The sequence below is a fragment of the Streptomyces sodiiphilus genome (genome assembly GCF_039529215.1).
In the GTDB taxonomy this organism is placed as follows: domain Bacteria; phylum Actinomycetota; class Actinomycetes; order Streptomycetales; family Streptomycetaceae; genus Streptomyces; species Streptomyces sodiiphilus.
This window is the reverse complement of the sequence record NZ_BAAAMJ010000072.1, coordinates 59537-77308: the sequence shown is the minus strand read 5'-3', so window position 1 is coordinate 77308 and position 17772 is coordinate 59537. Positions and strand designations below refer to the sequence as shown.

At 72.1% G+C, this 17772-nt stretch carries 16 protein-coding genes; 12 read left to right on the top strand and 4 right to left on the bottom strand.

What is annotated here, in order from left to right:
* Positions 1 to 9 precede the first annotated feature (9 nt).
* The 3 genes from ABD299_RS23255 to ABD299_RS23245 all read right to left on the bottom strand — a co-directional run bounded on the left by ABD299_RS23255 (position 10) and on the right by ABD299_RS23245 (position 1598).
* Complete coding sequence (locus ABD299_RS23255) at positions 10 to 327, bottom strand: DUF397 domain-containing protein (protein WP_344266177.1); 318 nt, start codon at positions 325 to 327, stop codon at positions 10 to 12.
* 204 nt (positions 328 to 531) lie between these two features.
* On the bottom strand, positions 532 to 738 hold the full coding sequence (locus tag ABD299_RS23250) for a DUF397 domain-containing protein (RefSeq protein WP_344266175.1): 207 nt from the start codon (positions 736 to 738) through the stop codon (positions 532 to 534).
* Positions 735 to 1598: a helix-turn-helix domain-containing protein gene (locus ABD299_RS23245; protein WP_344266172.1), complete on the bottom strand. Its 864-nt coding sequence runs from the start codon at positions 1596 to 1598 to the stop codon at positions 735 to 737. Before ABD299_RS23245 ends, ABD299_RS23250 begins: the two co-directional genes overlap by 4 nt.
* A 156-nt stretch (positions 1599 to 1754) precedes the next feature.
* On the opposite strand from ABD299_RS23245, the gene ABD299_RS23240 reads away from it, so the two are divergent.
* The 9 genes from ABD299_RS23240 to ABD299_RS23200 all read left to right on the top strand — a co-directional run bounded on the left by ABD299_RS23240 (position 1755) and on the right by ABD299_RS23200 (position 11312).
* Complete coding sequence (locus ABD299_RS23240) at positions 1755 to 2312, top strand: ATP-binding protein (protein ID WP_344266169.1); 558 nt, start codon at positions 1755 to 1757, stop codon at positions 2310 to 2312.
* A gap of 5 nt (positions 2313 to 2317) precedes the next feature.
* A complete protein-coding gene (locus tag ABD299_RS23235) occupies positions 2318 to 2869 on the top strand; it encodes a hypothetical protein (RefSeq protein WP_344266166.1) in 552 nt (183 codons plus the stop codon).
* A gap of 92 nt (positions 2870 to 2961) precedes the next feature.
* Positions 2962 to 3834 carry a class I SAM-dependent methyltransferase gene (locus ABD299_RS23230; RefSeq protein ID WP_344266163.1) on the top strand — a complete coding sequence of 291 codons (873 nt, stop codon included), beginning with the start codon at positions 2962 to 2964 and terminating at the stop codon, positions 3832 to 3834.
* Positions 3835 to 3906: 72 nt separating this feature from the next.
* Positions 3907 to 4806, top strand: a complete 900-nt coding sequence (locus ABD299_RS23225) for a bifunctional helix-turn-helix transcriptional regulator/GNAT family N-acetyltransferase (protein WP_344266160.1) — start codon at positions 3907 to 3909, stop codon at positions 4804 to 4806.
* 98 nt (positions 4807 to 4904) lie between these two features.
* The gene (locus ABD299_RS23220) at positions 4905 to 6065 is read left to right on the top strand and encodes a CaiB/BaiF CoA transferase family protein (RefSeq protein WP_344266157.1); all 1161 of its coding nucleotides are present in this window, start codon (positions 4905 to 4907) and stop codon (positions 6063 to 6065) included.
* Positions 6062 to 7204, top strand: coding sequence for an acyl-CoA dehydrogenase family protein (locus ABD299_RS23215; protein WP_344266154.1), 1143 nt, complete (start codon positions 6062 to 6064; stop codon positions 7202 to 7204). The genes ABD299_RS23220 and ABD299_RS23215 overlap by 4 nt, the downstream gene beginning before the upstream one ends.
* 16 nt (positions 7205 to 7220) lie before the next feature.
* Entirely contained in the window at positions 7221 to 8444 is a 1224-nt protein-coding gene (locus ABD299_RS23210; protein WP_344266152.1) for an acetyl-CoA C-acetyltransferase, read from the top strand.
* A 57-nt stretch (positions 8445 to 8501) separates the two neighbouring features.
* Positions 8502 to 10682 carry a 3-hydroxyacyl-CoA dehydrogenase NAD-binding domain-containing protein gene (locus ABD299_RS23205; RefSeq protein ID WP_344266149.1) on the top strand — a complete coding sequence of 727 codons (2181 nt, stop codon included), beginning with the start codon at positions 8502 to 8504 and terminating at the stop codon, positions 10680 to 10682.
* Positions 10683 to 10847: 165 nt separating this feature from the next.
* A complete protein-coding gene (locus ABD299_RS23200; RefSeq protein ID WP_344266196.1) occupies positions 10848 to 11312 on the top strand; it encodes a DUF6624 domain-containing protein in 465 nt (154 codons plus the stop codon).
* Here the strand turns inward: ABD299_RS23200 and ABD299_RS23195 are convergent.
* Entirely contained in the window at positions 11299 to 11751 is a 453-nt protein-coding gene (locus tag ABD299_RS23195; RefSeq protein WP_344266146.1) for an ATP-binding protein, read from the bottom strand. The genes ABD299_RS23200 and ABD299_RS23195 overlap by 14 nt on opposite strands.
* A gap of 438 nt (positions 11752 to 12189) precedes the next feature.
* Here ABD299_RS23195 and ABD299_RS23190 point away from each other — a divergent pair, with 438 nt between their 5' ends.
* The 3 genes from ABD299_RS23190 (at position 12190) to ABD299_RS23180 (ending at position 17764) form a co-directional block, all read left to right on the top strand.
* Positions 12190 to 12834, top strand: a complete 645-nt coding sequence (locus ABD299_RS23190; protein ID WP_425581406.1) for a TetR/AcrR family transcriptional regulator — start codon at positions 12190 to 12192, stop codon at positions 12832 to 12834.
* Positions 12835 to 12928: 94 nt separating this feature from the next.
* Positions 12929 to 15133: an MMPL family transporter gene (locus tag ABD299_RS23185; protein WP_344266143.1), complete on the top strand. Its 2205-nt coding sequence runs from the start codon at positions 12929 to 12931 to the stop codon at positions 15131 to 15133.
* A gap of 228 nt (positions 15134 to 15361) precedes the next feature.
* On the top strand, positions 15362 to 17764 hold the full coding sequence (locus ABD299_RS23180; protein WP_344266140.1) for a Tex family protein: 2403 nt from the start codon (positions 15362 to 15364) through the stop codon (positions 17762 to 17764).
* Positions 17765 to 17772 lie beyond the last annotated feature (8 nt).

Below are 17772 nucleotides of genomic sequence, written 5' to 3'. Positions count from 1 at the left end.
CTGACCAGCTCAAACTGAGGATGGAAAGAGCTCACTGTCACTGTGACTGCTCTTGAACCACGTCGGTGGACGGCTGTCTCTGAAGGAAGACATGACAGTGCTCCTCTCGTACCGCGCAGGCGGCGGCCGGATCAGGTGGTGGGTGTAGTTGATGAAGTGTGCCCATGCATCAGCGCGGACCGGGGACAGGGACTGGTTGTGGTCCTTGGAGTCCCGCACGTGGACGGCCGATGGCCCGAGGGCGACTTCGACGCAGGCGCCACCGGCGCTGTCGCTGTGACTGCTTCTGTACCAGCGGAGGGTGTGCGGGTGAGGGCTCTCGTTCATGTTCACTCATCTCCTGTGCGGCTCTTCGGTGAACTCGTCCGACGATGGGACGCGTTGGGGCCGTCCTCGGGGGGCAGGGCTTCCCGCGCCCCCGGCCGGCCCGCATCGCGACAGCATCTCGATGCGGGCCGGTCAGGGTGGTCACTGCTGCCGAACCGTGCCAGGTGCGGACTTGGTTCGGCGTGGGGAGTCGCTGCGACTTGGTCAGCCGCGGAGGGCGTGGTGAAGGAAGTCGGTCCACGCACGTGCCGGTATGGGCTTCAAGGATCGCGCCCGGTCTTTCGTATCGCGGACGTGCACCGCTCCGGGGGCGAGGGCGACTTCGACGCACTCGCCTCCGGCGTTATCGCTGTGGCTGCTGGTGTGCCAGCGCAGTGGACTGGTGGGTCGGGCAGTTGCGTCACTGGTCATGTCTCTCCCTGCAATGTCTCGATGTAGCCCAGGGAATCACTGGGAGTGAGAGCCTGCGCTCGGATGATGCCATACCGGATGTCGATCGCACGCACTTCCGGACGTTCGAGAAACCATCTGCTCTTCTCCTGCCCCTCGGAATATGCCACCCGTGTCTCGTCGGCGGTTTCCAGAAGGGTCATCGGGCCGACCAGCCCGGCGTGCTCCTCGCGGCCTGTCGGCATCACCTGGATCTCCACGGTGCGCATCTGTCCTGCGGTCAGCAAGTGCTGCAGTTGGTTCCGCATGACCTCCCGGCCTCCCAGTGGGCGGCGCAGGACGGCTTCCTCGATGACGAAGCTCGTGATCGGCGGCGGCTGACGGCTGAAGATGCGATGCCTGGCGAGCCGGGCTTCCACCTGTTGCTCGATGACCTCTTCGGTGAAAGCCGGGCGGCGCATGGTGTAGAGGGCCCGCGCGTACGCCTCGGTCTGGAGAAGTCCCGGCACGACCTGCGTGCTGTAGGTGTGGATCTCCAGGGCCTCCGCCTCCAGCCGCACGAACTCCTGGAAACGCGGGGGGTACCGAGCCTCCTCGACTTCTTCCTGGACCGCGTCCAGCAGGCCTTGGGCGTCGAGCACACGTTCCGCTGCCGCCATGAACTCCGGCTTGGGGGCTCTCCGTCCGCGTTCCACAGCCGCTACCTGGTCCACTCCGTAGCCGATGGCCAGGGCGAACTCCGGCTGAGTAAGCCCGGCGCGTTCCCGGAGCTTCTTGATCATTTTTCCTACGGTCCGCAGGACCGGGTGGAAGTCGGCCTTGCTCTCCTTCGCTCTCCCGGCGGATCCCTCCACCGCCGGTCGCTTATGTTGTGCGGTCATATCCGCTCCTTTCGGCAGGTTCGTGGTGGCCAACGACGACCGGGACGAGACGTCACCCACCGGAATCCGGACAACTGCGGGCCGAAGTGGGACAGCCGCTCTTTGCCCAGGATTCATGGCTGGCCGGCGGTGGAATCGTGGGTCACGCTCAAGGGCATGACGTCCGGAAATCCGACCTGTGAACTGACGGCTTTCAGCCACGATTTCGTGCAGCGCTTCCGCTCCTCCCGGCGCAGCGTCCGGCTCGCCCGGCTGCTGACAGCCCAGCGTCTCGACGACTGGGGATGGGCTTCCGCCGACGGCCGGGCACACGATGCCGCTCTGGTGGTGGGGGAGTTGGCTGCCAACGCCGTGGCGCACGGCACCCGTCGTGGTGAGGGATTCGTGCTGCGGCTGGCCACCGGGCCGGGGCTGCTGTTGCCGGACACGGTGCACATCGAGGTGACCGACACCGGTCCGGCGCCCGGCAGGTGGTGCGCGCCCGGCGTGGACTGGTCCCGGTGCCCCGTCGACGACAGTGAGAGCGGGCGCGGTCTGCTGCTGGTGGACGCCCTGGCGGCGCGGTGGGGAGTCACCGACCGCTCGTCGCGAGGGAAGACGGTTTGGGCGGAGATCGACCGCGGGCCGGCATCCGCGTCCGGTGCTCCGGAAGGGCGGGGCGCCGGGGGGCCCGCCGAGGTCACGGCGGCACAGCCCTCCGGGGAGGTCCGGTAGTGGCCGTGGCGGCCGTTCTGCTCGGCGGTGTCCGGTACCGCCCGCGCCAGGCGCGGGCGGCGGGCCGCCGGGCCCGGCGCCGGACGGTCCACGTCCGGCCGTACGGCTTCGCCTCGCCCGTTCCGCTGAGCAGCGGGCGGCTCACCGCCGGGCCCGGGGCGCCGGGCGCGCGGACCGAGGCGGTCCCGCCGCAGACGCCCGGGCCGGAGGCGGAGCCCGGCCCGGGGCCGGTGGCGGGCATCCGCTGCGTGTGTCTGGCCTATGTCCCCGAGGACGGCAGCGCGTTTCGGCTCGGGGTGCACGCCCCCGATTCGGCGTGGGGGGCGATGCTCTGGCTGAGCTGGAGGGCCGCGCACATAGCCGACCAGCTGGATCCGGACCCGGCCCGGGCCGTGCGGGGCTGGCTGGCCGACGGCGGAGAGCTGGACCGGGGGCTGGGACTGCTGGAGACGGGCTCCCCGTACTTCCTCTTCATCGACGACGGTGCGGTGCACTACGTGCTGTCTGCCTCGCCGGCCCCAAAGTCCCCTTTCCGCTCCGGGCCTCCGCTGCGGTGACGTCTTGCGCGCCGGGCTGCGCGGGCAGCCTTCGTCTTGCGTAAACAGGAAGACGCTATGCGGTTGGCGCATTGCCGTCCTAGTGTGAAGGCATGACTCAAGCGCACCCGCACACCTTCGACCACGGTGCCGCACCCGGACGGCACGAGGATCACGGAACCGCCGGCCAGGGGGAGATCCTCGACCTGGACGCCGAGGTTCTCGCCGAGCACACGGTCTCCCTCATCGGGTGGCTGCCGCTGAAGAGCGCCCCGCACCGGATCGTGGATCTGGGCTGCGGCACGGGCGCGGGCACCTTCGCCCTCCTCGACCGCTTCCCCGAGGCGCACGTCACCGCCGTCGACGCGTCGGCCGGACACCTCCAGCGCCTGCGTGAGAAGGCGTGCGCCCGTGGCGTGGAGGAGCGGGTCCGCACCGTACTGGCGGACCTCGACGGCCCTGCCCTGCCCGACTTCGGCTCACCGGACCTGGTGTGGGCGTCGGCCTCGATGCATCACATGGCCGACCCCGCCCGTGTGCTGCGCGCCGTCCACGACGCGCTCGCACCCGGCGGTCTGCTCGCCCTCGTCGAACTGGCCGGCTTCCCCCGCTTCCTGCCCGTAAGCGCCCCCGAGGACCGGCCCGGCCTGGAGGAGCGCTGCCACGCCGTGGCCGACCGCCTGCACGCCGAGCACCTGCCCCACCGCGGTGCCGACTGGGGGCCGATGCTGGCCGCCGCCGGATTCACGGTCGAGGGGGAACGCGCCGTCGAGGTGAACATCGAGGGCACTCGCAGTGAAGCAGTCGGCCGCTACGCCCTTGAAGGTCTGCGGCGCATCCGCGGCACCGTCGCCGGAGCGCTTCCCCCCGAGGACATCGCCGCGCTGGACCGGCTCCTGGACACCGACGGTCCGTACAGCATCCTGCGTCGCGACGACCTGGTCATGCGGACCGAGCGCACCGCCTGGGCCGCCCGACGCACCTGAGTCCAGAGCATGTGCGTCTCCCGCGCGTACCGAGGCTGGTCGGCCGGAGCGTTCCCTGACTAGAGTCAGGGAATGGACAATGCGCAGATCGAAGGGGTGCGGCGGTTCAACCGCACCGTCACCGAACGCGTGGGCGTGCTCCACGACCGCTACCTGGGGCTCGGCCGGCCCGTGGGTGAGGCCCGGCTGCTGTGGGAGATCGGCGAGCAGGGGCAGGACGTACGGCGGCTGCGCGAGCGTCTCGGGCTGGATTCCGGCTACGTCAGCCGGCTGCTGCGCTCCCTGGAGGCCGACGGGCTGGTGACGGTGGAGCCGCAGCCGCAGGACAGGCGGGTGCGCGCCGTCCGGCTGACCGAGGCGGGCCGCGCGGAACGTGCCGTGCTGGACGGCCGCAGCGACGAGCTGGCCGGTTCCCTGCTGCGGCCGCTCAACGACACCCAGCGCACCCGGCTGGTCGCGGCCATGGCCGAGGTCGAACGGCTGCTGACCGCCGCGACGGTCACGCTGGACGCCATCGATCCGGACCACCCCGACGCCCGGCACTGCCTGCGGTCCTACTTCACCGAGCTGCAGGAGCGCTTCGAGACCGGCTTCGACCCCGCGCGGAGCCTGCTGCCCGACGCCGGCGAGCTGCGGGCGCCGCGCGGGCTGTTCCTGGTCGCCCGGCTGCACGGCGAGCCCGTCGGCTGCGCCGGTCTGAAGCTGCTGCCCGGTGTCCCGGCCGAGATCAAGCGGATGTGGGTCGCGCCGGGCACCCGGGGCCTCGGCCTCGGCCGCCGGTTCCTCACCGAGCTGGAGACCCGGGCCGCCCGGCACGGCTACGACACGCTGCGCCTGGACACCAACAAGGCCCTGGGCCCCGCGATCGGCCTCTACCGCTCCTGCGGCTTCCAGGAGGTCCCCGCGTTCAACGACGAGCCGTACGCCCACCACTGGTTCGAGAAGCGGATCACCGCCGCGCCGCCGGAGTGAGGCGGGTCCGACGGGGCGGACCTTGTAAAAAGTGAAACACGTTCTTATGATCGAGCGGAGCAGCGACAGCGGTACCGGCATGCCCTGGGGGCGCGCGTATGACAGCAGGAACGAGCGACGGCGGCGGGCCGCTGGCGGGTGTGCGGGTGGTCGAGCTGGCCGGGATCGGGCCCGGGCCGTTCGCCGCGATGCTGCTGGCCGACCTGGGCGCCGACGTGGTGCGCGTGGACCGGCCCGGCAGCTCCTGGCCGCACATCGACCCGGCCACCGACATCACCAACCGCAACAAGCGCTCGGTGCTGCTGGACTTGAAGACCGAGGGCGCCGCAGAGCTGGTGCTGGACCTGGCCGAACGCGCCGACGTGCTGATCGAGGGCTACCGGCCGGGCGTCGCCGAACGCCTGGGCGTGGGCCCCGAGGAGTGCCGGGCCCGCAACCCGAGGCTGGTCTACGGGCGCATGACCGGCTGGGGCCAGGACGGCCCGTGGGCTCTGCGGGCCGGGCACGACATCGGCTACGTCGGCATCACCGGGGCCCTGGGCCTGATCGGTCCGGCCGACGGGCCGCCCTCGGTGCCGGCCAACCTGCTGGGCGACTACGCCGGCGGGTCGATGTACCTGGTCGTCGGCGTCCTGGCCGCCCTGCACCACGCCCGCGCCACCGGGGAGGGCCAGGTGGTGGACGCGGCCATCGTCGACGGGACCTCCCACCTGACCACCATGCTGCACGGCATGCTGGCCACCGGCGCATGGCAGGATCGCCGGGAGGCCAACATCCTGGACGGCGGCACCCCCTTCTACTCGGCCTACGCCACCTCCGACGGCGGCTGGATGACGGTGGGCCCGCTGGAGCCGCGCTTCTACGCTGAGTTCCTGCGCCTGCTGGGCGTGGAGGACGAGGTGCCCGACCGTGACGACCTCGCCCGCTGGCCCGAGCTGCGCTCGGTGATCGCCCGGGCCTTCGCCCGGCACACCCGGGCGCACTGGACGGAGGTCTTCGACGGCTCCGACGCCTGCGTGGCCCCCGTGCTGTCGCTGCGCGAGGCCCCGGAGCACCCGCACCTGGCCGCGCGCGGCACCTTCACGGAGCACGGCGGCATCACGCAGCCCGCGCCCGCGCCCCGCTTCTCCGCCACCCCCGGCGCCATCAGGCGCGGTCCGGCCATTCCCGGCGCCGACACCGCCGGGATCGCCCGGGACTGGGATCTCGCGCGACTGGACACGGAGCCGGCCGCCGCCGGTCAGGAGGAGGCACGGTGAAGCGCACCCTGTTCGGGCCCGACCACGACGCCTTCCGGGAGAGCGTGCGCGCCTTCCTGGCCAGGGAGGTCCTGCCGCACTACGCGCAGTGGGAGGCCGACGGCATCGTCTCCCGCGAGGCGTGGCGGGCCGCCGGACGCCAGGGGCTGCTGGGCCTTGCGGTGCCGGAGGAGTACGGGGGGCAGGGCGCGGACGACTTCCGCTTCAGCGCCGTGCTGACCGAGGAGTTCACCCGGGCCGGCGCGGCCGGGTTCGCCGTGGGGCTGCACAACGACGTCATCGGCCCGTACCTCACCTCGCTGGCCACCGAGGAGCAGAAGCGGCGCTGGCTGCCCGGCTTCTGCTCCGGCGAGCTGATCACCGCCATCGCCATGACCGAGCCGGGCGCCGGCTCCGACCTCCAGGGCATCCGCACCGCCGCCGAGGACCGGGGCGACCACTGGCTCCTCAACGGCGCCAAGACCTTCATCTCCAACGGCATACTCGCCGACCTGGTGATCGTCGTGGCCCGCACCGGCCCGGAGGGCGGGGCGAAAGGGCTGAGCCTGCTCGTGGTGGAGCGGGGCATGGAAGGGTTCGAGCGCGGCCGCAACCTGGACAAGATCGGACAGAAGTCCCAGGACACCGCCGAGCTGTTCTTCCGTGACGTCCGCGTCCCCAAGGAGAACCTGCTCGGCGAGGAGGGCGGCGCCTTCGGCCACCTGATGGCCAACCTGCCGCAGGAACGGCTGGCCATCGCGATGTCCGCGATCACCGCCGCCGAGTACCTGGTGGAGATCACCACCGGGTACGTCAAGGAACGCGAGGCGTTCGGACGCCCGCTGGCGAAGTTCCAGCACATCCGGTTCGAGATCGCCGAGATGGCCACCGAGTGCGCCGTCACCCGCACCTTCGTGGACCGCTGCATCACCGGTCACGACGCGGGGGAGCTGGACGCGGTGCACGCCTCGATGGCCAAGTGGTGGGCCACCGAGCTGCAGAAGCGCGTCGCCGACCGCTGCCTGCAACTGCACGGCGGCTACGGCTACATGACCGAGTACCCCGTCGCCCGGGCATTCACCGACGGGCGGATTCAGACCATCTACGGCGGCACGACCGAGATCATGAAAGAGATCGTCGGCCGGTCGCTGCTCGCCTGACGGAGGAGAACCACCCGTGAGCACCGCTGTACCCGAGGCGTACGTCTACGAGGCCATCCGCACCCCGCGCGGTCGCGGCAAGGCCGGTGGCGCCCTGCACGGCACCAAGCCCGTGGACCTGGTGGTCGGCCTCATCCACGAGATGCGCCGCCGGCTGCCGGGCCTGGACCCCGCGCTGATCGACGACGTCGTGCTCGGCGTGGTCAGCCCCGTGGGCGACCAGGGGTCCGTCATCGCCAAGATCGCCGCCATCGCCGCCGGGCTGCCGGACACCGTGGCCGGTGTGCAGGAGAACCGCTTCTGCGCCTCCGGTCTGGAGGCGGTCAACCTGGCAGCGGCCAAGGTCCGTTCCGGCTGGGAGGACCTGGTGCTGGCCGGCGGGGTGGAGTCCATGTCCCGGGTGCCGATCGGCTCCGACGGCGGCGCCTGGGCCATGGATCCGATGACGAACTTCGAGGCCCACTTCGTGCCGCAGGGCGTCGGTGCCGACCTCATCGCCACCATCGAGGGCTTCTCGCGCCGTGACGTCGACGAGTACGCGGCCCTCTCCCAGGAACGTGCGGCGCAGGCGTGGAAGGAGGGGCGCTTCGACCGCTCCGTCGTCCCCGTCACCGACCGGGCCGGGCTGACCGTCCTGGACCGCGACGAGCACATGCGCCCCGGCACCACGGCCGACACGCTGGCCGCCCTGCGTCCCTCGTTCGCCGCCATGGGCGAGCAGGGCGGGTTCGACGCCGTCGCGCTGCAGAAGTACCACTGGGTGGAGAAGATCGACCACGTCCACCACGCGGGCAACTCCTCCGGCATCGTCGACGGCTCGGCCCTCACCCTCATCGGCTCCAAGCAGGCGGGCGAGAGCTGCGGCCTCACCCCCAGGGCGCGGATCGTCTCCGCGGCGGTCACCGGCTCGGAGCCGACCATCATGCTCACCGGCCCGGCGCCCGCGACCCGCAAGGCACTGGCCAAGGCCGGGCTGACCATCGACGACATCGACCTGGTCGAGATCAATGAGGCGTTCGCCGCGGTCGTGCTGCGCTTCGTCCGGGACCTCGGCCTGGACATGGACAAGGTCAACGTCAACGGCGGCGCCATCGCCATGGGCCATCCGCTGGGCGCCACCGGCGCGATGATCCTGGGCACGCTCATCGACGAGCTGGAGCGCCGCGACCTGCGCTACGGCCTGGCCACGCTGTGCGTGGGCGGCGGGATGGGCATCGCCACCGTCGTCGAACGCCTGTGACGCACCGGACCCCGCCCCGAGCCTTCCGACGCCTCCCTCTGCCGAAAGACCGACACCATGCCTGAGTCCGCAGCGCCCACCACCATCCGCTGGGAACGCGACGCCGACGACATCGTCACGCTCACCCTGGACGACCCCGACCAGTCCGCCAACACGATGAACCCCGCCTTCTCCGCGTCCCTGGAGGCGGTGGCCGACAGGCTGGAGGCGGAAGCCGAGTCGGTGCGCGGAGTGATCATCACCTCGGCGAAGAAGACCTTCTTCGCCGGTGGCGACCTGCGCCACCTGATCGCCGTGCGGCCGGAGCAGGCCCAGGAGGTCTTCGACCGCAGCATGCGGATGAAGCGCAACCTGCGCCGCATCGAGAAGCTCGGCAAGCCCGTCGTCGCGGCCGTCAACGGCAGCGCGCTGGGCGGCGGTCTGGAGATCGCGCTGGCCTGCCACCACCGGGTGGTCCTCGACACCCCCGGCTGCAGGCTCGGACTGCCCGAGGTCACCCTCGGCCTGCTGCCCGGGGGCGGCGGCGTGGCCCGCACCGTGCGGCTGCTCGGCATCACCGACGCCCTGCTCAACGTGCTGCTCCAGGGGCAGCAGTACAACCCCGCGCGGGCCCTGGAGAAGGGCCTGGTGCACGAGGTGGTGACCTCCGCCGAGGAGCTGACCGCCCGCGCCCGCGCCTTCATCGACGCCCACCCGCAGGCGCAGCAGCCCTGGGACGTCAAGGGCTACCGCATCCCCGGCGGCACCCCGGCGCACCCGAAGTTCGCCGCGAACCTCCCGGCCTTCCCGGCGAACCTGCGCAAGCAGACCGGCGGCGCCCCCTACCCAGCGCCGCGCAACATCCTGGCCGCCGCCGTCGAGGGCGCACAGGTGGACTTCGAGACCGCGCAGGTCATCGAGGCCCGGTACTTCACCGAGCTGGTCATCGGGCAGACCGCGAAGAACATGATCCAGGCGTTCTTCTTCGACCTGCAGGCCGTCAACTCCGGCGCGAGCCGTCCGGCCGGTATCGCCGAGCGCCCCGCCTCCCGGGTCGCGGTGCTGGGCGCCGGGATGATGGGCGCGGGCATCGCCTATTCCTGCGCCAAGGCGGGCCTGGAGGTGATGCTGAAGGACGTCTCGGTGGAGGCGGCCGAGCGCGGCAAGGACTACTCGGCGGGGCTGCTGGACAAGGCGGTGGCCCGCGGACGCACCACCCCGCAGCAGCGGGAGGCGCTGCTGGCCCGGATCACCCCGACCGCCGAGGCCAAGGACCTGGCCGGCTGCGACGTGGTGATCGAGGCCGTCTTCGAGAACCAGGAGCTCAAGCACCGGGTCTTCCAGGAGGTGCAGGACGTGGTGGCGCCCGACGCGCTGCTGTGCTCCAACACCTCCACGCTGCCCATCACCAGCCTCGCCGAAGGAGTGGAACGCCAGGGCGACTTCATCGGGCTGCACTTCTTCTCCCCGGTCGACAAAATGCGGCTGGTCGAGATCATCCGCGGGGAGCGCACCACCGACGAGACGCTGGCGCGCGCCTTCGACCTGGTGCGCCGGATCGGCAAGACGCCGATCGTCGTCAACGACTCCCGGGGCTTCTTCACCTCCCGGGTGATCGGCGGCCTCATCAACGAGGGCGTGGCGCTGGTCGGCGAGGGCGCCGATCCCTCCTCGGTCGAGCAGGCCGCCGCGCAGGCGGGGTTCCCGGCGAAGGTGCTGTCCCTGGTGGACGAGCTGACCCTCACCCTGCCGCGCGCCATCCGCGCGGAGAGCCGGGCGGCCGTGGAGGCGGCGGGCGGTACCTGGCAGCCGCACCCGGCCGAGGCGGTACTGGACCGGATGATCGACGAGTTCGGCCGGACCGGGCGCAGCGGCGGAGCCGGCTTCTACGACTACGAGGACGGCCGGCGCACCCGCCTGTGGCCCGGTCTGCGGGAGCACTTCACCCGGCAGGACGTGGACATCCCGCAGGCCGACATGCGGGAGCGGATGCTGTTCGCGCAGTCGCTGGACACCGTCCGGCTGCTGTCCGAGGGGGTCCTCACCTCGGTCGCCGACGCCAACATCGGCTCCATCCTGGGCATCGGCTTCCCGGCCTGGACCGGGGGAGTGCTGCAGTACATCAACGGCTACCCCGGCGGTCTGCCCGGCTTCGTGGCCCGCGCCGAGGAGCTGGCCGCCCGCTACGGCGACCGCTTCGCCCCGCCGGAACTGCTGGTGGCGAAGGCGGAGGCGGGAGAGATCTTCACGGACGCCTGAGCGCCCGGCCGCCGGACCGGGCGGCGCGCGCCGATGTGGCGCGCGCCGCTTGGTGCGCCGGCGCGCCAGGAAGGCGCGTTTCTCGGCGCGAACACCGGTTCCCTCGGATGGTCCGCTTGTAGCATCGGCCGCGTGGACACCAGGCTGGCGGAAGAGCTCCTCGACATGGCCACGCGGGACCACCGCGTCACGCACTACGCGAACAGCGAGAATGTCGACGAACTGCTGGCGTGGCACCTGCTGACGGCCCGCAACGGCGACCGGCTGGGGCAGATCATGCACCAGTACGGCTGGCCCACCTTCGCGCTGGTGGGGCGGGAGGCCGCGCGCGGGGCATGGCTGATCGCGCAGCACGCCGACCGTCAGCTCGATGTCCAGCGCCGGGCGCTCCAGCTGATGGAGCGTGCCGCCGCCCAGGATCAGGCCAGTGCGCGGGACCTGGCGTTCCTGCGGGACCGGGTGCTGGTCAACGAAGGGCGGCGGCAGATGTACGGGACCCAGATCGCCGGGATGTGCGACGGCGTTCCGGTGCTGTGGCCGTGCGAGGACCTGGGGCGGGCCGAGCAGTTGCGAGCCGAGGCCGGCATCGAGCCGTCCGCCCTCTACGCGGACCGCCTCACCGCTCACTGAGCTGCCCGGCCGGAGCCCTTCCTGTCTGTTCCGGTGGCCGGGCGGCGAGCGGTTCGGCGGCCACGCGGATCCAGATGTGCTTGCCCCCGTCGGTCGCCGCGTAGCCCAGCTCGTCGGCCATCTCCCGCAGCAGCCACAGTCCGCGCCCCGCCTCGGCCGTCCAGTCCGGGAGGGTGATCTCCGGCAGCCGGGGGGAGCGGTCGTGGACCGAGACCCGCACGGCCTCGGGGCACCGGGTGATCTCCAGGACGCAGCGCGGATCCTCCACGTGCCGGGCCACGTTGGCCAGGAGCTCGGTCACTCCGTGCAGTACGACCTCCGCGGTGTGCTGCGGCGCACCCCACTCCCGCAGAACCCGCGCGGCCATCCGGCGGAAGCGCGCGAGGTCTTCCTTCCGGGCGGTCAATGACCAGCGGCGGGAGAGTGGTTCGGAGTGCATATGCCGTTCATATCACTCACCCGGCCGGGTACGGACGGGTCCGTACAGCCCTTTTCGCGGTGGGAGTGTCCGGTTCCCGCCCCCGGCGCCGCGGTGTGCCGGGTCTCTCCGGAGCGAAGGGCGGGTTCTGCACCGGCAAAGGGAGGACGCCCACCCGAGGGCGGCGCCCGCCCGGCCCGGGGGCGCGCCCGCCCGGCCCGGGGAGCGAACGGGCGGGACGCGCCCCGAGGGCCTGCCTTCCCCTGTCACCGCCGGAGGGCGGGAACCCTTGGCGGGCGACCGGAAAGACCCCTGGTGGGGCACGGAAATTTGGCGTGGAACAAGCGCCGGGACCGCCGTGGGGAGGCCCAGGGCGGCCGCGCAGTGAACTGCCTCACAACGGAAACGCCTCCGTATCGATCCGTTTGCGTTTCGCAAGATGATCTGCCTACGCTCCTGGTGTACGACATCGTTTCGATCGACGGGGACCGCGTCATGCAGGAGCAGTCCACCTCCCCGGTGCCGGCGCGCAGCGCCCGCACCAAGCTGACCCCGGAGCGGGAGCAGGAGCTCTACGAGGCCGTGCTGGAACTGCTGCGCGAACGGGGATACGACGCGCTCACCATGGACGCCGTCGCCTCCCGCACCAGGTCCAGCAAGGCAACCCTCTACCGGCAGTGGCACAGCAAGCTGCAACTGGTGATGTCCGCCCTGCGGCAGTCCAAGGGCATCTCGCTGGGCGACATCGACACCGGCACGCTGGAGGGGGACCTGCGCGAGATGTCCCGGCAGGTCAGCGAGAGCGCCGGGGAGGACACCGCGCTGCTGCACGCGCTCAGCCACGCCGGTTTCCGTGACCCGGAGCTGATGCGGGCCCTGCGGGAGGTGCTCTTCGACCCCGAGATCCGGATCCTGAAGGCGGCCCTCGCCCGGGCGGTGGACCGCGGTGAGCTCGATGCCGGGAACCCGGCCAGCGACTATCTGGTTCCCGTGTTCCTGGGAGCGCTGATGAGCCGCCCGCTGATCGAGGGCCGGCATGCCGACACCGAGTACCTCGACCGCTTCATCGACGCCGTCATCCGCCCCGCGCTCCGGCTGCCCTGACCGCTGCCCTGCGCCACCTCGTCCCGCTGCCCCACCGGACGGGGCCCCTCCGTACGCCCGATCCCGCACGAACCCGATGGGAGCCCACCGCCTCATGGCGACATTCCTCTACCGGCTGGGCCGCACGGCCTTCGCCCGGCGCCGGCTGATCGCCCTGTTCTGGGTCGTCGCCCTGGCGCTGGCCGGGGTCAGTGCCGCCACCGTCTCCAGCCAGCCCTCGGACGACATCTCCATCCCCGGCACCGAGGCGCAGGAGGCCTTCGACCTCCTGCAGGAGCGGTTCCCCGGCACGGGGGCCGACGGCGCCACCGCCCGTGTGGTCTTCCGAGCCCCGGAGGGTGAGCAGATCACCGATCCGGCTCACCAGGCCACCATCGAAGAGGTCGTCGGTGAGCTCGGCGCGAGCTCGGACGACGTGGCCGCCGTCGCCGAGCCCTTCGAGTCCGGTGCGGTGAGCCAGGACGAGTCCACGGCATACGCCCAGGTCTCCTACCTGGTGAGCGGCACCGAGATCGCCGAGGAGGACCGCGACGCCCTGCTGGACGCCGCACAGACCGGCCGGGACGCCGGCCTCACCGTCGAGATCGGCGGTGACGCGCTGTTCCAGGTGCCGCACACCGGCATCGCCGAGGTCATCGGCATCGGCGTGGCCGCCCTCGTGCTGGTGGTCACCCTGGGCTCCCTGGTCGCCGCCGGGCTGCCGCTGATCACCGCGCTCATCGGCGTCGGCATCGCCGTGTCGGCCATTACCGCGCTGAGCGGGACCCTGGACCTGGACAGCACCACGCCCATCCTGGCGATGATGCTGGGGCTGGCCGTCGGCATCGACTACGCCCTGTTCATCGTCTCCCGCTACCGGGCGGAAGTGGCCGAGGGCCACCGCCCCGAGGAGGCGGTCGGCCGGGCCACCGGCACCGCCGGCTCGGCCGTGGTCTTCGCCGGTCTCACCGTGATCATCGCGCTCGCCGGCCTGGCCGTGGTCGACATCCCGATCCTCACCAAGATGGGTCTGGCCGCCGCCGCGGCCGTCGCCATCGCCGTCCTGATCGGCGTCACGCTGATTCCCGCCGTGATCGGCTTCGCCGGGCACCGGGTCCTGCCCCGGGCCTCCAGGCGGGCCACCGTCGAGGGGGAGAGCCCTACCGAGGGCGGCCGGCCCAACATGGGCACCCGCTGGGCCCGCATGGTCATCCGCCGGCCCGTCGCGGTCCTGCTCGCCGGAGTCGTCGGCCTCGGCGTCGTGGCGATTCCGGCCACCGACCTGGAACTCGGCCTGCCCGACGACGGCAGCCAGTCCACGTCCACCACCCAGCGCAAGGCATACGACCTGCTGGCCGAATCCTTCGGCCCGGGCTTCAACGGTCCGCTGCTGCTCACCGTCGACACCTCCGGCAGCGCCGACCCGCAGGCGGCGGCCGACACCGTCACCGAGACGGTGGCCGGCATGGACAACGTGGTCGCGGCAACCCCGGCCACCTTCAACGCCGAGGGCGACACCGCGATGATCACCGCGATCCCGCTCTCGGAGCCCAGCAGCCCCGAGACCGAGGACCTGGTGGACGCCATCCGCGACGCGGCCGGCTCCCTGGAGGCCGAGACCGGTGCCACCGTGCTGGTCACCGGCCAGACGGCGATGGCCATCGACGTCTCGCAGCGGCTCGGCGACGCCCTCGCCCCCTACCTGGCCGTGGTCGTCTCCCTCGCCTTCATCCTGCTGACCCTCGTCTTCCGCTCCCTCCTGGTGCCGCTGAAGGCCGCCCTCGGCTTCCTGCTGTCGGTCTTCGCCGCCCTGGGGGCCGTGGTCGCGGTCTTCCAGTGGGGATGGCTGAGCGGCCTGTTCGGGGTGGACACCACCGGTCCGGTGATGAGCCTGATGCCCATCTTCCTCATCGGCGTGGTCTTCGGCCTCGCCATGGACTACGAGGTGTTCCTCGTCACCCGGATGCGGGAGGCGCATGTGCACGGGGAGGAGCCGGACCAGGCCATCGTGACCGGCTTCCGGCACGGAGCCCGGGTGGTCACCGCTGCCGCCGTCATCATGATCAGCGTGTTCGCCGGTTTCGTCGGCTCGGACGACGCCATGATCAAGATGGTCGGCTTCGGCCTCGCGGCGGCGGTGCTCTTCGACGCCTTCGTCGTCCGGATGACCATCGTGCCGGCGGTCCTGTCCCTGATGGGGCGCAGCGCCTGGTGGCTGCCGCGGTCCCTGGACCGGGTGCTGCCCCGGGTGGATGTGGAGGGCGAGCGCCTGGCGCGCACGCCACCGGCTTCCGCGGAAGCGGGGAACTCCGCTTCCTGACCGGCGCCGGGACGGCCGCCGCGCACCCAGCCGGAGTGCGCGGCGTCCGTTCGTGTTCTCCCGCCGGCATCCTGCCATCGCCGGGTGCCCGGCGTCACCGTCCGTGCCGTCCGGGCGGTTCCCGGGCGGCTCCCCGGGCGTGCCTGACTCCCCCCGTGTCGGTCCGGCCTGTCAGAATGCAGGCCGCCGCGCAGAGCGCGCGGTGAGACAGCGGAGCGTGATCTGATCGTGACACAGTCCGTCGCAGGGCGGTCCATCGAGGCCAGGATCGCCGAGGAGCTGGGCGTCGGCGAAGGGCAGGTGACGGCTGCCGTCGGTCTGCTCGACGGCGGCTCCACCGTCCCCTTCATCGCCCGCTACCGCAAGGAGGCGACCGGCACCCTCGACGACGCGCAGCTGCGCGCCCTGGAGGAGCGGCTGCGCTACCTGCGGGAGCTGGAGGAGCGGCGCGAAGCCGTCCTGGAGTCCGTGCGGAGCCAGGGCAAGCTCGACGCCGCGCTGGAGGCCCGGATCCGCGCAGCGGAGACCAAGGCGCGGCTGGAGGACATCTACCTCCCCTACAAGCCCAAGCGCCGGACCAAGGCCCAGATCGCCCGGGAGGCCGGCCTGGAGCCCCTGGCCGACGGGCTGCTCGCCGACCCGTCGGCGGAACCGGCCGCGGCCGCCGCCGGCCACGTCGACCCCGAGCGCGGAGTCCCGGACACCGACGCGGCCCTGCAGGGGGCCCGGGCCATCCTCACCGAGCGCTTCGGCGAGGACGCCGACCTCATCGGCGAGCTGCGCGAGCGCATGTGGAGCCAGGGCCGCCTGGTCTCGCGGGTGCGCGAGGGCAAGGAGGAGGCCGGCGCCAAGTACGCGGACTACTTCGACTTCTCCGAGCCCTTCACCGCCCTGCCCTCGCACCGGGTGCTGGCCCTGCTGCGGGGGGAGAAGGAGGAGATCCTCGATCTCAGCCTGGTCCCCGAGGCGCCCGGTGACGCCCCCGAGGAGGGCCCGGGCAGCTACGAGCGGGCCATCGCCGCCCGCTTCGGCATCGCCGCCCGGGGCCGGCCGGCCGACGCGTGGCTGGCCGAGACGGTCCGCTGGTGCTGGCGCACCCGGATCCTCGTCCACCTCGGCATCGATCTGCGCACCCGGCTGCGCACCGCCGCGGAGGACGACGCGGTGGGCGTGTTCGCCGCCAACCTCCGGGACCTGCTGCTGGCCGCCCCGGCCGGGACCAGGCCCACCATGGGGCTCGACCCCGGTCTGCGCACCGGCGTCAAGGTCGCCGTGGTGGACGCCACCGGCAAGGTCGCGGCCACCGACACCGTCTACCCGCACGCCCCGCAGCGTCAGTGGGACCAGGCGCTGGAGCGGCTCGCCGCCCTGGCGAAGGAGCACGCCGTCGAGCTCGTCGCCATCGGCAACGGCACCGCCTCCCGCGAGACGGACAAGCTGGCCGGTGAGCTCGTCGCCCGGCTTCCGGAGCTGAAGCTGACCTCGGTCCTGGTCTCGGAGGCGGGCGCCTCGGTGTACTCCGCCTCGGCCTACGCCTCGCGTGAGCTCCCGGATCTCGACGTCTCGCTGCGCGGGGCGGTGTCCATCGCGCGCCGGCTCCAGGACCCGCTGGCCGAGCTGGTGAAGATCGACCCCCGGTCCATCGGCGTCGGCCAGTACCAGCACGACCTGTCCGAGGTGAAGCTGTCCCGCTCGCTGGACACGGTGGTCGAGGACTGCGTCAACGGCGTCGGGGTGGACGTCAACACCGCCTCGGCCCCGCTGCTCTCCAGAGTCTCGGGCATCGGCACCACACTCGCCGAGAACATCGTCGCGCACCGGGACGCCAACGGCCCGTTCCGCAGCCGCAAGGCCCTCAAGGAGGTGCCCCGGCTCGGCCCGAAGGCGTACGAGCAGTGCGCGGGCTTCCTGCGCATCCGCGACGGGGAGGATCCGCTGGATGCCTCCAGCGTGCACCCGGAGGCCTACCCCGTGGTGCGCCGCATGGTGCGCGAGGCGGGCTCGGACGTCGCCGGCATCATCGGCAACACCGCGCTGCTGCGCACCCTGAAGCCGGAGAAGTTCACCGATGACACCTTCGGGCTGCCGACGGTCACCGACATCCTGAAGGAGCTGGAGAAGCCCGGGCGGGACCCGCGCCCGGCCTTCCGCACGGCCCGCTTCAAGGAGGGCGTGGAGAAGATCGGTGATCTGGCCGCGGGCATGGTGCTGGAGGGCGTGGTGTCCAACGTGGCCGCCTTCGGCGCGTTCGTCGACATCGGAGTCCACCAGGACGGCCTGGTGCACGTCTCGGCGATGTCCGAGAAGTTCGTCGAGGACCCGCGCGACGTCGTCAAGCCGGGCGACATCGTCCGGGTGAAGGTGCTGGACGTCGAGGTGCCGCGCAAGCGGATCTCGCTGACCCTCCGCCTGGACGAGGAGCGGGCGGGCTCCGGGGGCGGGCGCGGCGGCCGGGAGGGCGGCCGGAACCAGGGCGGCGGAGCGCCGCGCCAGCGCGACCGCAGGGGCGAACGGCGCCAGGTCGGCGGCGAGCGCGGCGGGCGCCGCCGCGAGGCCGCCCCGCCGGCGAACAGCGCGATGGCCGACGCCCTCCGCCGGGCCGGACTGGCCGGTCCGGAGGGCAAGAGGTAGCCGCGCGG

What these genes read in the sequence shown, in the direction of transcription:
- ABD299_RS23225 (WP_344266160.1), top strand. Translation starts at nt 3,907, where the DNA reads ATGGACAATGCGCAGATCGAAGGGGTGCGGCGGTTCAACCGCACCGTC.
- ABD299_RS23250 (WP_344266175.1), bottom strand. Translation starts at nt 738, where the DNA reads ATGACCAGTGACGCAACTGCCCGACCCACCAGTCCACTGCGCTGGCAC.
- ABD299_RS23240 (WP_344266169.1), top strand. Translation starts at nt 1,755, where the DNA reads ATGACGTCCGGAAATCCGACCTGTGAACTGACGGCTTTCAGCCACGAT.
- ABD299_RS23185 (WP_344266143.1), top strand. Translation starts at nt 12,929, where the DNA reads ATGGCGACATTCCTCTACCGGCTGGGCCGCACGGCCTTCGCCCGGCGC.
- ABD299_RS23200 (WP_344266196.1), top strand. Translation starts at nt 10,848, where the DNA reads ATGGCCACGCGGGACCACCGCGTCACGCACTACGCGAACAGCGAGAAT.
- ABD299_RS23255 (WP_344266177.1), bottom strand. Translation starts at nt 327, where the DNA reads ATGAACGAGAGCCCTCACCCGCACACCCTCCGCTGGTACAGAAGCAGT.
- ABD299_RS23245 (WP_344266172.1), bottom strand. Translation starts at nt 1,598, where the DNA reads ATGACCGCACAACATAAGCGACCGGCGGTGGAGGGATCCGCCGGGAGA.
- ABD299_RS23230 (WP_344266163.1), top strand. Translation starts at nt 2,962, where the DNA reads ATGACTCAAGCGCACCCGCACACCTTCGACCACGGTGCCGCACCCGGA.
- ABD299_RS23220 (WP_344266157.1), top strand. Translation starts at nt 4,905, where the DNA reads ATGACAGCAGGAACGAGCGACGGCGGCGGGCCGCTGGCGGGTGTGCGG.
- ABD299_RS23205 (WP_344266149.1), top strand. Translation starts at nt 8,502, where the DNA reads ATGCCTGAGTCCGCAGCGCCCACCACCATCCGCTGGGAACGCGACGCC.
- ABD299_RS23195 (WP_344266146.1), bottom strand. Translation starts at nt 11,751, where the DNA reads ATGCACTCCGAACCACTCTCCCGCCGCTGGTCATTGACCGCCCGGAAG.